16 protein-coding genes and 1 other RNA gene are annotated in these 14,904 nt (G+C 65.0%); 3 read left to right on the forward strand and 14 right to left on the reverse strand.

Features of this window, described 5'->3' with window-relative positions; translation table 11 throughout:
* Positions 1-45: 45 nt before the first annotated feature.
* Positions 46-142: signal recognition particle sRNA small type (gene ffs / locus MET49242_RS24335), an RNA gene on the reverse strand.
* Positions 143-308: 166 nt separating this feature from the next.
* Here ffs and MET49242_RS12945 point away from each other — a divergent pair.
* From MET49242_RS12945 to hisG, 3 genes are all read left to right on the forward strand, one after another.
* Positions 309-1,076 (forward strand): DUF4239 domain-containing protein, encoded by a 768-nt coding sequence (locus tag MET49242_RS12945; protein WP_036287997.1) that lies wholly within the window; start codon positions 309-311, stop codon positions 1,074-1,076.
* A 123-nt stretch (positions 1,077-1,199) separates the two neighbouring features.
* Positions 1,200-2,348 (forward strand): ATP phosphoribosyltransferase regulatory subunit, encoded by a 1,149-nt coding sequence (locus tag MET49242_RS12950; protein ID WP_084679315.1) that lies wholly within the window; start codon positions 1,200-1,202, stop codon positions 2,346-2,348.
* Complete coding sequence (gene hisG, locus MET49242_RS12955) at positions 2,345-3,313, forward strand: ATP phosphoribosyltransferase (RefSeq protein WP_036283365.1); 969 nt, start codon at positions 2,345-2,347, stop codon at positions 3,311-3,313. Before MET49242_RS12950 ends, hisG begins: the two co-directional genes overlap by 4 nt.
* 77 nt (positions 3,314-3,390) lie before the next feature.
* Here hisG and MET49242_RS12960 read toward each other — a convergent pair whose 3' ends face one another.
* The 13 genes from MET49242_RS12960 to coxB all read right to left on the reverse strand — a co-directional run bounded on the left by MET49242_RS12960 (position 3,391) and on the right by coxB (position 14,803).
* The gene (locus MET49242_RS12960; protein ID WP_036283368.1) at positions 3,391-3,624 is read right to left on the reverse strand and encodes a hypothetical protein; all 234 of its coding nucleotides are present in this window, start codon (positions 3,622-3,624) and stop codon (positions 3,391-3,393) included.
* 24 nt (positions 3,625-3,648) lie between these two features.
* Positions 3,649-4,998, reverse strand: coding sequence for a S8 family serine peptidase (locus MET49242_RS12965; protein WP_051134186.1), 1,350 nt, complete (start codon positions 4,996-4,998; stop codon positions 3,649-3,651).
* 199 nt (positions 4,999-5,197) lie between these two features.
* Positions 5,198-5,959 (reverse strand): WecB/TagA/CpsF family glycosyltransferase, encoded by a 762-nt coding sequence (locus MET49242_RS12970; RefSeq protein ID WP_036283371.1) that lies wholly within the window; start codon positions 5,957-5,959, stop codon positions 5,198-5,200.
* Positions 5,960-6,063: 104 nt separating this feature from the next.
* Positions 6,064-6,690 carry a GNAT family N-acetyltransferase gene (locus tag MET49242_RS12975; RefSeq protein WP_036283373.1) on the reverse strand — a complete coding sequence of 209 codons (627 nt, stop codon included), beginning with the start codon at positions 6,688-6,690 and terminating at the stop codon, positions 6,064-6,066.
* A gap of 14 nt (positions 6,691-6,704) precedes the next feature.
* Complete coding sequence (thrC, locus tag MET49242_RS12980; protein ID WP_036288005.1) at positions 6,705-8,111, reverse strand: threonine synthase; 1,407 nt, start codon at positions 8,109-8,111, stop codon at positions 6,705-6,707.
* A gap of 89 nt (positions 8,112-8,200) precedes the next feature.
* A complete protein-coding gene (locus MET49242_RS12985; RefSeq protein ID WP_244430812.1) occupies positions 8,201-8,932 on the reverse strand; it encodes an SURF1 family protein in 732 nt (243 codons plus the stop codon).
* The gene (locus tag MET49242_RS12990) at positions 8,932-9,309 is read right to left on the reverse strand and encodes a DUF983 domain-containing protein (RefSeq protein WP_036283378.1); all 378 of its coding nucleotides are present in this window, start codon (positions 9,307-9,309) and stop codon (positions 8,932-8,934) included. Before MET49242_RS12990 ends, MET49242_RS12985 begins: the two co-directional genes overlap by 1 nt.
* A 93-nt stretch (positions 9,310-9,402) precedes the next feature.
* Complete coding sequence (locus tag MET49242_RS12995) at positions 9,403-10,293, reverse strand: cytochrome c oxidase subunit 3 (protein ID WP_036283381.1); 891 nt, start codon at positions 10,291-10,293, stop codon at positions 9,403-9,405.
* Positions 10,294-10,368: 75 nt separating this feature from the next.
* Positions 10,369-10,962, reverse strand: coding sequence for a cytochrome c oxidase assembly protein (locus tag MET49242_RS13000; protein ID WP_036283384.1), 594 nt, complete (start codon positions 10,960-10,962; stop codon positions 10,369-10,371).
* Positions 10,963-10,969: 7 nt separating this feature from the next.
* Positions 10,970-11,146 carry a hypothetical protein gene (locus tag MET49242_RS25780; protein WP_192815601.1) on the reverse strand — a complete coding sequence of 59 codons (177 nt, stop codon included), beginning with the start codon at positions 11,144-11,146 and terminating at the stop codon, positions 10,970-10,972.
* 30 nt (positions 11,147-11,176) lie between these two features.
* Positions 11,177-12,109 carry a heme o synthase gene (locus MET49242_RS13005; RefSeq protein WP_036283387.1) on the reverse strand — a complete coding sequence of 311 codons (933 nt, stop codon included), beginning with the start codon at positions 12,107-12,109 and terminating at the stop codon, positions 11,177-11,179.
* A gap of 117 nt (positions 12,110-12,226) precedes the next feature.
* Positions 12,227-13,891, reverse strand: coding sequence for a cytochrome c oxidase subunit I (ctaD, locus tag MET49242_RS13010; RefSeq protein WP_036288007.1), 1,665 nt, complete (start codon positions 13,889-13,891; stop codon positions 12,227-12,229).
* Positions 13,892-13,933: 42 nt separating this feature from the next.
* The gene (coxB, locus tag MET49242_RS13015; protein WP_036283390.1) at positions 13,934-14,803 is read right to left on the reverse strand and encodes a cytochrome c oxidase subunit II; all 870 of its coding nucleotides are present in this window, start codon (positions 14,801-14,803) and stop codon (positions 13,934-13,936) included.
* Positions 14,804-14,904 lie beyond the last annotated feature (101 nt).

Here is a 14,904-nt window from a genome sequence, read left to right on the forward strand (position 1 = left end):
CGAGGGCAGAAGCAGCAAGGCCCTGCGCAGCGCGCCTGTCGGAAAGGTAGGAGGCTGGACGAAGACCCGCTCAAGCTCGTTAGGGCTGCTTCCTTCCGGACCTGACCCGGTTGGCGAGTGAAACGTCCAACGCCAACCTCCCGGCCCTTATGTGGCAGAGGACGCGCCCGGACGCAAGGGGGGCCTCGGCGCGCATTGCGGCGGCTGCGGATTTTCCGTTTTTCAGCGAAAACTGGCCTTTCGCCCCTTCCCCCTGCTCCCCGGCGGCGATACGAAGCCGTCGCTGTTTTTCATGCGCGGAGGCGCTCTTGCTGTCCTACTGGCTGTCGCAAACCCTGCCCATGATGGAAGTGACGCTGGTGCTGGCCTTCGTCGCTTTCGCAGCCTTCCTCGCCTGGCTCAGCTTCGCTTCGCCGCTCGCGCCCGTCCTGCAGGGCGCGCGGGGCGTCGTCCCGCCCTTCGTCAACATCGCCGGAACGCTCTTCGCGCTGATGGTGACCTTTCTTTCGCAGGACATCTGGGAGAGCAACCGGCAGGCGCGCCGCGCCATCAACAAGGAACATGAGTATTTGCTGACCCTTCGCGCGCTCAGCGAGGTGAATGGAAGCGTCGACGAGACGCTTCGCGCCGCGATCCGCGAATATGTCGAGGCCGTCGTCGGCCTCGAATGGAAGACCATGGAGGACGGCGAGGGCGCGCCGGAGGCGCAAGCCGCGCTCGACCATCTCACGCGCGTCGTCGCCAGAACCTCAACTGACCGGCGTTTCGAGCGCGCGCTCACCGAAACCGCGCTGGGCCTCAATTCCGCGCGCGAACAACGGCTTTCGATCGCCAACGCTTTTCCGGACGACCGGAAATGGGCGGCGGTTTTCCTGCTCGCATTTCTGACGCAGATCAGCCTCGCCGCGACCCACCTCGAGCGCCCGCGCCCGCAATTGATGGCGCAGGCGATCTTCGCCGGAGCGGCGGTGATCTCGCTCTCGCTGGTCGCCTCGGTCGAGAAGCCGTTCGAACCGCCGGACGCGACCAGCGCCCAGCCGCTCGCGGAAATATTGAATCTCATCCCGGAGAAGTGAGCGCCGCGGCGGCCGTATCCCCGGCTCTCGGAAGTTTTTTGCGCTGCAATTCACCTTTCCGCCGGAAAGCGGGTGCGCCGCAGCGACGCGCTTGCTAAAGAATGCGCGAAATCGAAAGGGAAAATGCGCGTGAAAGACGCGAAAGCCACAGCCGCCGGGCGGCAGTCCGGGATCCTTGCCGCGATTCTCGGGCATTTCGAACACGAGGGATTCTCGCGCCGCGAGCCGAAGCTCCTTCAGCCGGCGGGCGTCTTCCTCGACCGTTCGGGCGAGGATTTCCGCGGGCGGCTCTATCTCACGAGCGACGCCTCGGGCGCGGAATTCTGCCTGCGCCCGGAATACACCATTCCCGTCTGCCTCGATTATCTCGCCTCCGGCGCGGCCGGAAAAGTCGCCGCCTACGCCTACGGCGGCTCGATCTTTCGCGCACCCGAACATGGCGCCGCCGGCGACGGCGAATTCCTACAGGCGGGCATAGAAAGCTTCGGCCGCGACGACCGCGAGGCGGCTGACGCCGAGATCATGGGGGCGGCGCTCGAAGCCGCCAAGGCTGGCGGCGCAGGCCCTCTCGCCGTGCATATCGGCGACGCGGGGCTCGTCGCCGCCTTTCTGGATCGTCTGGACCTGCCTTCCGTCTGGCGGCGGCGCATCGAAGCCGGCCACGCCCGCGGCCAGTCGCCGGCCGAAATCTTCGCGCCCCCGCAGCGCAACGGCGCCGCAGCCGATCAGCGCGGCGTCCTCGCTGCGCTGACCAAGGTCGATCCCGCCGACGCCCGCCGCCTCGTCGAGGACCTGCTCTCCATCGCCGGGATCACGGCGGTCGGAGGACGCAGCGCGGCGGAGATCGCCGAGCGCTTTCTCGAGCAGGCGATGCTCGCCGAGGGCGCGGGCGTCCCGGCGGAGAAACGCGCCCTGGCCGAAGCCTTTTTCGCCATAGAGGGCGCGCCGGACGCCGCCTCGACGGCCCTGCGCCGCCTTGCCGACGACGCGAATCTCGATCTCGGCGCAGCGCTCGATTCATTCGACACGCGCTCGGGCTTCATCGCCGCGCGCGGACTGGGTCTCGACGACATGGTCTTTTCGGCGAGTTTCGCGCGCCATCTCGACTATTATTCCGGCTTCGTCTTCGAGGCGCGCCATGCGGCGGGCGGCGAGCCGGTGATCGGCGGGGGCCGCTATGATCGCCTGCTGAAAACGCTCGGCGCCGGGGCCGACATTCCGGCCGTGGGCGCGGCGATCTGGATCGACCGTCTGGCGGGAGACGCGGCATGACAAAACTCATCGTCGCCTCGCCCTCCAAGGGCCGCCTGCAGGAAAACGCCAGCGCCTTCTTCGGCCGCGCAGGGCTGGAGCTCACGCAGGGACGCGGCGCGCGCGATTATCGCGGCTCGATCGCCGGCATGGACAGCGTCGAGGTCGCCTTCCTTTCCGCCTCCGAAATCACCGGCCGCCTCGCGCGCGGCGAGGTTCATTTCGGCGTGACCGGCGAAGACCTGATGCGCGAGGAGATCGCCGATCCCGAAAACAAGGTCGAATTGCTCGCGCCGCTCGGCTTCGGTCACGCCAATGTCGTTGTCGCCGCGCCGCAGGCGTGGATCGACGTGCGCGGCATGGCCGATCTCGCCGATGTCGCGGCCGGCTTCCGCGCCCGGCACGGGCGCGGCCTGCGCGTCGCCACCAAATATGTGAACACGACGCGGCGCTTTTTCGCACAGCATGACGTGAGCGACTATCGCATCGTCGAAAGCTCCGGCGCGACCGAGGGCGCGCCCGCCGCCGGCTCGGCCGACCTCATCGTCGACATCACCACGACCGGGGCGACCCTCGCCGCGAATGCGCTCAAGGTTCTCGACGACGGCGTGATCCTGCGCTCGCAGGCCAATCTCGTCGCCTCGCTGACCGCGCCCTGGGGCGAGACCGCGCGCGAAGCCGCGCGCGTCATCCTCTCGCGCATCGCGGCGGAAGAGGAAGCGCGCATGACGCGCGAGGTGCGGGCGACGCTGCCCGACCTCACCGACAAGATCATCCGCAAGGCCGAAACGAAATTCGACGCCGCCCTGCGCGAGAGCGTCGGAGACACGGCGACCTTTACCTGCCCGGCGAAGAAAGTCGCGGGCCTCGCCGACTGGCTGATCGGGCAAGGCGCAAAGAGCGTGACGAGCGCCCGGCTGGATTATGTGTTCCGCGCCGACAATGCGCTGTGGGCAAGACTGGCGGGGCGGCTCGACGGACGCTGACAAGCGCCGCGCGCCCTTCTTTGCAGGCGCGTCGGCTCATCGCCGGCCGCTCGGGAATCGCGAAACAGCGTTTCGACTTATTGGGCCTTGTAGATCTGATCTTCACGCACGGAGGCGACGCCTTCCACGCGCCGCAGCGCGTCGAGCAGATCGGCGCGCACGCGTCCGTTCACGATCATGAAACGCAGATGCCGCTCGATGTGATCGAGTCCAAGTTTTTGCAGGGCTTGGACGATCTCCTCGATCCTCTGGGCCTGCGCCTTGTCGATGCGGATTGTCACATCGACGTTTCCCGACGCGCCACGTTCCATTTCTTGTCGTCTCCCGGCGCCGCCTCATGGCTGCGGCGCTTGCAACAGGCCCTTGCCCACGTCACGAGCCGGGACGTTGAGCCGCCGCGTGAGTTGCAGCACGCGCGCCCATAGCGCCCAGCCGCGAAATGTCGCATCGGACTGGGCGATCAGCGCCGCGACGCCGGCCACATGCGGCGTCGCCATGCTGGTGCCGTCCCAGCGATCATAGCCGCCGCCGGGCAGAGAGGAAAGAATCCCGACGCCCGGAGCCGCGATGTCCACGTCCTGCCCCGGATTGACGCCGCCGCAGGAGAAGGACGCCGGGTTGAAATTCTGGTCCACGGCGGCCACCGCCATTATTGTAGAGGCGTTCGCGGGCGAGCCAACAGGCGCGATGCGCCGGGGGCGCTCGCTTTCATTGCCCGCGGCGGCGACCACCAGCACGCCAGAGTCCAGACAGACCTGCCCGATCTGCTCATAATCGGCGTTCGGCTGGTCGCCGACCCGCGTCGCCGCGCCGAGCGACATCGAAATGATCTGGCACCCTTGCTCCACCGCCCAATCCATTCCGGCGATGATGGACCGGTCGGTGCCGAAGCCGTCGTCGCCCAGCACCTTGCCCGCATAGATCTCGGCTTCATAGGCGACGCCGTAGCGCGGCGCCCTTTCGGGCCTGAGCGGTCCGCAAGCGGTTCCGATGCAATGCGTGCCATGCCCATGAACGTCGTTGGGCGAACTCTGGCTGGCGAAAAGCTTCTTTGTGACCGCTCGCCCCAGAAAATCCGGGTGGGTTTCGTCGAAACCGGTATCCAGCACCGCAATCTTGATCCCGGCGCCGGTGAGGCTGGAAAGCGGCGCCTTGACAGCCTGAAGACCCCAGGTGACGCTGCTCTCGTCGAAACGCTCGGCGGCCCTTTTGCCTTCGATGGCGGTCTCGCCGAGCAGACGGTCGATCAATTCGTTGACGCCGTCGCGATATCCCCTCAGATAATCGCGGTCGAAACCGCCGGCGTCGCTCAGCGAGGCGTGGCTCGGCCGGCCCGATCTGTCCGAGGCTGCGCCCAGGGCGCGATAGCTGTGCTCCGGCCGGATATTGCTGACGACCTTCTGCTCCCTCGCCTTTTCCAGCATCGGCTTGAGCCGCTCGCCGTCTCGGCGGACGATCGCGATGCCGAAGCGCTCGAAATATTGAACGTCGGCGCCGCCGAAGTCGTTCGGCACGGCGGCCGCGGCGCGGAAGTCCCGGGACGAGGCGACCTGAAATCCCTCGGACTCGAGCTGCCGGACGCCTGCCGCGGCCGCTCCGGGCGTGAAGCGCATCACCATGCCGAGGCGCGGAGAAGCTGGCGGGGCGGGGGTCGGACGGGAGGGCGGCGCGGGACGACGAGTCATCTCAATCTCCTTGAACAGAAAAGAAATATTGAATTGGCTCGCAAATCATTTTGCGAGCTTTCTTTAAAGCCGCATAATTATGATGTTCCTGCTCTCGCAGGACGTCAAGCGTCATATTTTGCTGACGTGATGGAGATCGAATACTTGAGCTTTACTTTTTCAACGGCGCTGTCGTGATCCATGCGCCTGGCGGCGGGCGTCACCGCGTCCGGGTCAGCAGCAGATAGGCCGCCACGGGGTTCGTCGTCAGGTAACGCTTCAGGAGCCGCCGCGGCTCCAGTCCCAGACGAAACGCCCATTCGAGCCCGGCGTCCTGCATCCATTGCGGCGCGCGTTTCTTGACGCCGGAGACGAAATCGAAAAGCCCGCCCGACGTCTTGATCATCTTCACATTCGGCAGGCGATGCGCATGGTCGCGCACGAATTGCTGTTCCAGCGGCACGCCCATGGCGAGCCACAAAATGTCCGGCGCCAGCGCGTTGATTTCGTCGAGCTTCGCTTCCAGCTCCGCGCCTTTCAGGAATCCATGCGAGCGCCCGACGATGTTCACGCGCGGCGCGATGCGCTTCGTCGCCTCACAGGTCGCGCGATTCACCTCCTCGCTCGCGCCGAGCAGATAGAAGCTCGCTCCCGCATCCTGCGCCATGCGCGCGACGATCGGATAAAGATCGGTTGTCGCCACGCGCTCCGGCAGCGGCTGCTTCGAGAGCAGGCGTGAAGCCGCAACGAGCGGCTGTCCATCGGCGTTGATGAGATCGGCGGAATCGATCAGCTTGGTGAATTCGGGATCGAAGGCGCGGCGCGCCAGCACTTCGCCATTGACGGAGGTGAGATAGTAAGGCCCCTCCGCCCGCGCCGGACGCCGCGCCAGATCGAGCATGAGCCGCGCGGTCTGTTCGAGATTCAGTCGCGCGACGCGCGCCCCGCCGATGAGACTCGTTTCGACATCGCCAATGGTCACGGTCAATCCTGCGCCCTCCGTCGCGCGCGGCGACGCGGAGCGGCGCCCGTGATTTTCATTTACTTGAAAACCAGCGGAAGCTCAGCCTTTACCTTTTGGCATGGTCAACGTGTTTCACCCACACGAGAGTCGCAGGGCGCAGGTTTGCCCGGCGGCGTCGGGTCCGTCTCCAGCAGCGCGAAGAGCAGATGGTCGCGCCACTGGCCGTTGATGTTGAGATAGGAGCGCGCATAACCTTCATGGCGGAAGCCGACGCGCTCCAGCAGCCTCCTGGAAGGTTCATTACTCGGCAGGCAGGCGGCCTCTATGCGATGCAGCCCCTGCTTCTGGAAAGCGTAAGCGCAGGCGGCGCGCACGGCGCGGGTCATGTAACCCTTGCCGGCGTAAGGCTCGCCCATCCAGTAGCCGAGCGTCGCCGATTGCGAGACGCCGCGCCGCACATATCCGAACGACAGACCGCCGACCAACACTTCGTCATCCTCACGGTAGATGAAGAAGGAATAGGCTTCGTCGCGCGCCATTTCCTCGGCGTGCCGACGCACGCGATAGCGGAAGCTCGCGCGGGTGAGATCGTCCGCCGGCCAGATGGGCTCCCACGGCGTGAGAAAGGCGCGGCTTCGCTCACGCAGCGACGACCATTCGGCGAAATCGCGCATCTCCGCGGGCCGCAGAAAGACGCCCTCGCCCCGAATGGGCATGTCGCGGCGTCCCATGATTCCGAACAGTGCCATCTCGGATCTTCGCCTCAGACCTGCGCCGCGCGGGCGCGTTCCGCGATGAAATCGGCGACGCGCGCTTCGTCGTTTTCGAGGACGGTGAAACGCTCCCGGCCGTCGAGACGCGCGGCGACCGCGTCCGGAAGGCGCGGCCGCTGGCCGATCGCGCGCTCGATCGCGTCGGGGAATTTCGCCGGATGCGCGGTGGAGAGCGCCACCACAGGCGTCGAGGGGTCGACCCTGAGGCGCGCCCGCGCGGCGCGCACGCCCGTCGCCGTGTGGGGGTCGAGCACATAACCGGCCTCGCGCCAGGTGCGCGCGATCTCCTCGGTGGTCTCCGCCTCATCGACCGACTGCGCGTCGAACTCCGCGCGGATCGCGGCAAGCGGGCCGGCGGAGATGTCGAAGCCCCCGGACTGTTCCAGCGAGGCGAAAGCCGCGCGAATCGCCGCTGGATCGCGGCCGCAGGCGTCGAACAGAAGGCGCTCGAAATTCGACGAAACCTGAATGTCCATCGACGGCGACTGCGTCGGCGTGACGCCGCGCGGCTCGTAGCGGCCTGTCGTTATCGCGCGCGCCAGAATGTCGTTGGCGTTGGTCGCGACGATCAGCCGCTCGACCGGCAGGCCCATATGTTTGGCGATGTAGCCGGCGAGCACGTCCCCGAAATTGCCGGTCGGCACGGCGAAGGAAACATGCCGGTGCGGCGCGCCCAGCGCGACGCCGCTCGTGAAATAATAGACCATCTGCGCGACGACGCGCGCCCAGTTGATCGAATTGACGCCCGCGAGCCCCACGCGCTCGCGGAAGGGCGCGTTACAAAAAAGGCGCTTGAGGATGTTCTGCGCGTCGTCGAATGTGCCTTCCAGCGCGATCGTGTGGATATTGTCGTCGGCGACGGTCGTCATCTGCCTGCGTTGCACGTCCGACACGCGGCCATGCGGATAGAGGATGAAGACATCCACGCGCGGCAGGCCCCGAAAGGCCTCGATCGCCGCCGCGCCCGTATCGCCGGAGGTGGCGCCGACGATGGTCGCCCGCAGGTTCCGCTTCTCGAGCACATGATTCATCATGCGGCCCAGAAGCTGCATCGCCAGATCCTTGAACGCGAGCGTCGGACCATGGAACAGTTCGAGCACGAAGAGATTGTCGGCGATCTGCGACAGCGGCGCGATTGCGCGGTGCCGGAAGGTCGCATAGGCCGCCTCGGTCTCCGCGCGCAGCAACTCGGGCGGAAAAGTCTCGTTCACATAAGGACCGATGAGACGCGCCGCAGCCTCGGCGTAAGGGACGCCCGCGAGCGCCGCGATGTCGCTCGGCGCGACATGCGGATAGGCGAGCGGCGTGTAGAGTCCGCCATCGGCCGCGAGGCCGGCGAGCAGAACGTCGGCGAAAGGAAGCTGCGCGGCTTCCCCGCGCGTCGAGAGATAGCGCAACGTCATGTCCGTGTGAGAGGAACGCGCCGCCAGCGACACGATTCAACGCGTCTTTTCATAACATATTCGCCCGCGCCGCAAGGGCTGGCTCAAAGAGCGCCGCGCCCGAGGCGACCGCGCGCATAAAGCGCAAAGATCACGACGAGCGCGAAAGCCAGCGAAAACCAGGTGACGGCGTAGGAAAAGTGATTATTGACGATCTCCGGCGCGGCGGGGACCGGCCGTGGAAATTCTCCCGGCTCCTCCTGCGTCTCCAGAGCAATGGTAAAAGGCGCCGCTTCCCCCAGGTTGAGCGCAGCCGACATCGCCGCCGGGTCGCGCGTATACCAGATGAAACGCGCGGGTTCGTCGGCGGGCGTGAAGAGGTTCCGCGTCTGGGGCGCATGCAGGAGACCGACGATTGTCGTCTCTCCTTCGGGGGGCGCGCGGCTCGCGAGATCGGCGGCTTTTGACGCGGGGATGAAGCCGCGCTCGACCAGAACGACCCCGCCCGAAACGGGGGCGAAGGGCGTCAGCACGAGATAACCCGGCTCGCGACCAAAACCCTCGGGCGGCTTCGTGAAGATCAGCGCATCGCGGCCGCCGCGGTAGCGGCCGCTCACGCGCACATGGCTGAAATCGTAATCCTGCGGCTTGAGCGTGGCCCACGCCGCGCGCGGGGGGAGATCGGCAGCCGCACCCGTCGCCCGCGCTTCGACGCGCTGGATGAGCGCCTCTTTCTCGCCGAGGCGGCGCAGTTGCCACGTCCCGAGACCGACGAGGAGGGCAAAGGCGAGCGCGGCGGCGACAGCGGGCCACAGCAGCGCTCGCGCGCCGCGCATCATGACTCGCGCTGGCCTTCTTCGGCCTTGTTGAAATATTGCAGGGCGATCAGCAGCCCCTTGGCCGGCCTCAGCAGGCCGATGCAGACAATGGCGGACAGCGGGAGGAAGATCGCCGCATGGATCCAGTAGGCCGGCTGGTAGACGACTTCGATATACCAGGCCAGGCCGACGATGATGAAGCCTGCAATGGTCATCACGAATATCGCCGGACCGTCGCCCGTATCAGCGAAGGAGAAGTCCAGACCGCAATTGTCGCATTTGGGCGCTACGGAGAGGAGCCCCTCGAGCATCTTGCCCTTGCTGCAGCGGGGGCATCTGCCGAGCAGGCCGTCGATATAGACCGACGCCGGAGGATAGACATGCTCTTCGGACATGGATTGTGCGCTCCAAAGAAAACGGCCACGGCGGCGCCGTGACCGTCGATATTCCGAGAAAGGCCGGCGCGCGATGGCCGCGCGCCGCGCGTCTTACTCCATCGTGCCGCCCCAGTTGCCCCACACATATATGCAGCAGAACAGGAACAGCCAGACTACGTCGACGAAGTGCCAGTACCAGGCGGCGAATTCGAAGCCGAGATGCTGGGTCGCCGTGAAATGGCCCCTCAGCGCGCGAATTAGGCAGACGATCAGGAAGATCGTGCCGACGATGACGTGGAAGCCATGGAAGCCCGTCGCCATGAAGAAGGTCGAGCCATAGTTCGTCGCCGCGGGATGCGCCGGATCGAAGGAGAAGGCGAAGGGCGCGTGCGCGTATTCATAGCCCTGAATCAGGGTGAACAGCAGGCCCAGGCCAATCGTCGCCATCAGGCCCTTCTTGAGAACGTCGCGATCATTGTGCAGCAGACCATGATGCGCCCAGGTGAGCGTGGCGCCCGAGGTGAGCAGGATGACCGTGTTGAGCAGCGGCAGCTTCCAGGGGCTGAGCACCTCGACGCCCTTCGGCGGCCACACGCCCTGGAACAGCTCCGTGCGCGTCACCTGCCAGACGTCGTCGGGGAAGATGCTGGAGTTGAAGAAGGCCCAGAACCAAGCCACGAAGAACATGACCTCGGACAGGATGAAGAGGATCATGCCGTAGCGGTGATGAAGCTGCACCACGGGCGTGTGATGACCTTCGACCTGCGCCTCGCGAACGATGTCGCTCCACCAAGCGTACATGACGATCAGAACGGCCGCGAGGCCGATGAAGAACACCGTGCCGCCGAAGTTCATGCCGTAGATCGGCGCGCCCTTGTGCTGGGCCATCCACATGATGGCGCCGATGGCCATGATGAGCGCGGAGAAGGCGCCGACAATCGGCCACGGGCTGGGATCGACCAGATGATAGTCGTGATCAGGTTTCGCGTGTCCCTCGGCCATCTTTGCTCTTCCTCGTCATTCGCCGGTCGCCCCGGCGTGTTCAAAATGCTTCGTCCGCGCGGACGCGGATTCGGTTCAGGACTTCGGCTTCTCCGACCCCGCCTCGCTCGCCTTCGGCTTGGCGATCGTCTTGGTCGGGAAGAACGAATAGGAGAGGGTTATCTCTTCGACCCGGCGCATCGTCTCGTCGGATTCGAGCGCGGGATCGAGATAGAAGACCACCGGCCATTCGGCCGTTTCCTGCGGGCCGAGGCGCTGCTCCTCGAAACAGAAGCAGGCGATCTTCACGAAGAAGACGCCGGCCTGATCCGGGCTGACGTTGTAGGCCGCCTGACCGGTGGTCTCGTGGTCGGAGAGATTGGTCACCTTGTAATAGACGGTTTTGGTCTCGCCGGTGCGCAGTGAAACCTTCGCGACCTCGGGCTCGAAACGCCACGGCAGTTCGCGCGCGACATTGGCGTCGAAGCGCACGGCGAGCACGCGCTCGCCCGATTTCGTCGGCGCGATCTTCGCGGTCTGCGGCGTGCCGCCGAAACCCGTCGCCGCGCAAAAGGCTCGGTAAAGCGGAACCGAAGCAAAGGAGAGCGCCAGCATGGCCACGGACCCGACGACGAGCGCCGCGGCGATATTGCGCGGTCTGCGGGTCGGGGTGGGCGCGGACTCTCTCATTGCGAACTCAGATCTGCCGGTTGGCCACGGCGCCGCCAAGTTTTACGAGCGTGACCGCATAGAAAAGCGCTGCGAGCAGGGCCACGGTGACGCCGATGGCGATGTTGCGGGCGCGGCGGCTGCGCTGTTGCTCGGGCGTCAGCACGACGCCGTCGGCCGCTTCGTTTTTCGTCGTGTCGTTCATTTCTCCTCGCTCCCTTGGCGTGTCCCGCGATCAGGCGATCGCGAGGAGGTGAAGCCCCCGCTCGACAACGAGAACCAGGAACAGAAGGAAAAGATAGAGGATCGAGAAAAAGAACAGCCGGCGCGCGGCGCGGCGCGCGCGTTCGCCTTCGCGTTCCCGGAACACGACGGCCGCCAGCGCGACGAGGGCCACCCCGCAAGCGATCGCGACGACGCCATAGGCGAGCGAGGCGAAGCCGAGAAGCCAGGGAGCTACGCCAATCGGCGCGAGAACCAGCGCGTAAACGAGAATCTCCAGGCGCGTGCGGTCGGGACCGGCGACGTTCGGCAGCATTGGCACGCCCGCGCGGCCGTAATCCTCGCATTTCAGCAGGGCGAGCGACCAGAAATGCGGCGGCGTCCAGATGAAGATGATGGCGAAAAGAACGACGCTCGACAGGCTGATCTCGCCCGTCGCGGCTGCGTAGCCAACCATTGGCGGGAGCGCGCCCGCGGCGCCGCCGATGACGATGTTGAGCGGCGTCGAGCGCTTCAGCCACATCGTGTAGACGGCGACATAGAAGAAAATGGTGAAGGCGAGCAGCCCCGCCGCCAGCCAGTTGGCGACATAACCCAGCGTGAAGACGGAGAGAGCGGAGAGCACGAGGCCGAAGGCGAGAGCGGTCTCGGGATCGAGGCGGCCGGCGGGGATCGGACGCCGCGCGGTGCGTGTCATCACCGCGTCTATGTCCGCGTCGTACCACATGTTGAGCGCGCCCGACGCGCCGGCGCCGACGGCTATGGCGAGAAGCGAGGCGAAAGCGATCAGCGGATGCGGCGGAACCGGCGCGAGGAGCAGGCCGGCGAGCGCCGTGAATATGACGAGCGACATCACGCGCGGCTTCAGCAGCGCAAAGAAATCCGAGGGCGCCGCGATCGGTATCTGCGGAGCCCGGCCCTCGTCGAGATAGGAAGCGTCGCTCATCGCTTGTCAGGTCGCTCTTGCTTTACAACAGGATCCAGTCTGGTCGCATGGACCGCGCTTCGGCGGCCCGTTTTCTTTCCATCGGCGCGGACCGCAGCCCGCGCCGATGGATTTTTCTTACTGATGTCCCGAGCCCGTGATGCGCGGGAGCGTCTCGAACTGGTGGAACGGCGGCGGCGAAGGCAGCGTCCACTCCAGCGTCGTCGCGCCGGCGCCCCAGGGATTCGCGCCGGCGACGCGCTTCTTCAGGAAGGCCTCGATGACCGTGTAGAAGAAGAACACCATGCTGATCGCGCCGATAAACGCGCCGATCGACGACAGATAGTTCCAGGTCGCGAAAGCGTCCGGATAGTCGATGTAACGGCGCGGCATGCCCGCAAGACCGAGGAAGTGCTGCGGGAAGAACGTCAGATTGATGCCGATGAACAGCACAGCGAAGTGAATCTTCGACAGCGTCTCGTTGTAGAGATAGCCGGTCATCTTCGGGAACCAGTAGTAGAAGCCCGCAAAGACTCCGAACACCGCGCCGAGCGACATGGTGTAGTGGAAGTGCGCGACCACGTAATAGGTCTCGTGCAGCTGACGGTCGGCGCTCGCATTGGCCAGCACGACGCCAGTGACGCCGCCCATGGTGAACACGAAGATGAAGCCGATCGCCCAGATCATCGGCGCGCGGAAGGAGATCGACCCGCCCCACATCGTCGCGATCCAGGAGAAGATCTTGATGCCCGTCGGCACCGCGATCACCATGGTCGCGAAGACGAAGTAACGCTGCGCGTTCAGCGACAGACCGACCGTATACATGTGGTGCGCCCACACGATGCAGCCGAGGAAGCCGATGCAGACCATGGCGTAGGCCATGCCGAGGTAGCCGAAGACCGGCTTCTTGGAGAAGGTCGACACGATGTGGCTGATGAGGCCGAAGGCGGGCAGGATCAGAACATAGACTTCGGGATGGCCGAAGAACCAGAACAGATGCTGGAACAGCAGCGGGTCGCCGCCGCCGGCCGGATCATAGAACATGGTGCCGAAGTTGCGGTCCGTCAGCAGCATGGTGATCGCGCCGGCGAGAACCGGAAGCGTCAACACCAGCAGGAAGGCCGTCACCAGCATGGCCCAGGCGAAGAGCGGCATCTTGTGCAGCGTCATGCCCGGAGCGCGCATGTTGAAGATCGTGGTGATGAAGTTGATCGAGCCGAGGATCGACGAGGCGCCGGCGAGATGCAGCGACAGGATGACGAAATCCATCGCCGGACCCGGATGGCCGATGTTGGACGACAGAGGCGGATAGAACACCCAGCCGCCGCCAAAGCCCATCATGCCCGGCGCGCCGTCGACGAACATAGACATCACCAGCAGGATCAGCGACACCGCGAGGAACCAGAAGGAGATGTTGTTGAGGCGCGGGAAAGCCATGTCGGGAGCGCCGATCATGATCGGCACGAACCAGTTGGCGAAGCCGCCCATCAGCGCCGGCATGACCATGAAGAAGATCATGAGCACGCCATGCGCGGTGATGAACACGTTGTAGAGATTCTTGCCGGCGTCCAGGGCCATGGACGGATCGGCCTTGTTGATGAGCTGCGCCAGTCCCGGGAAGATCGTGATCCCCGGGTTCATCAGCTCGGCGCGGATCGCAACCGACATCAGCAGGCCGACCATGCCGCCGATGACGGCGAGGATCAGGTAAAGCGTGCCGATGTCCTTGTGGTTCGTTGAGAAGAGAAAGCGGCGCAAGCCCCTGGGATGATCGTGCGCCCCGGCCGTCGTCGAACTCGCCATCGTCATTTTCCTCGAAGTCTTATGATGTCTCTAGCGTAGGTTTCAGCGGGCCTGCTCGCCAGAGGCGAGCCGCACCGGCGTTTGCGCGGCGGCGAACTTCTTCTTCGACTCCGCGAGCCACTCATCATATTTCTCTCGGCTGACCACACGGATCGCCGACGGCATGAAGGCATGGTCCTTGCCGCAGATCTTGGAGCACTGACCGTAGTAGACGCCCTCCTTCTCGGCCTTGAACCAGGTCTCGTTGAGACGGCCCGGAACCGCGTCGATACGGATGCTGAAGGCGGGAATCACGTAGGAATGAATCACGTCCGAGGCGGTGACTTGCAGCTTCACCACTTCATTGATCGGCACGACCGCCTCATTGTCCACCGCGAGGAGGCGCGGCTCGCCGGGCTGCAATTCCGATTCCGGCTTCATCAGCTGGTCGAAGCCGAACCCGCCGCCCTGATCTTCCGGATATTTGTAGGACCAGTACCACTGGTTGCCGGTGACCTTGATCGTGATTTTCGATTCCGGAATTTCGACCTGATGCGCGAGCAGGCGGAAGGACGGGATGGAGATAAAGACGAGAATGAGAATCGGGACGAGCGTCCAGATGATCTCCAGTCCCGTGTGATGCGTAAGCTTCGACGGCACAGGGTTGGCCTGCTCGTTGAAACGCCATGAGACGTAGAGCAGAAGCCCGAGCACCGCCAGGGCGATGAAAGTGATGATTGGCAACAGGATGCCGTTATAAAAGAACTGCGTCTCGTGACCGACCTCTGTGACGGTCGCCGGCAGTCCCATGCCGCCCGGAGTCGGCTGTCCTTCGACCTGCGCGTAGGCGAAGCCGGCGAAAAGAACGACAGGGAGCGCAACTGCGGCCGCAAGCGCTCCGCTCGTAAGGATATGTCGATTGCCCGTGGACATGCAGGTCGCCTTTCGCACCTTTTAGTCAGTCTGTTTCAATTCTGATGCAAATTTCGCGCGCGCGCGCTCGCCGCAGATCGCGTCGCCCGACTTAAGCCGGT

The sequence above is a fragment of the Methylocystis sp. ATCC 49242 genome (assembly GCF_000188155.2).
In the GTDB taxonomy this organism is placed as follows: Bacteria; Pseudomonadota; Alphaproteobacteria; order Rhizobiales; family Beijerinckiaceae; genus Methylocystis.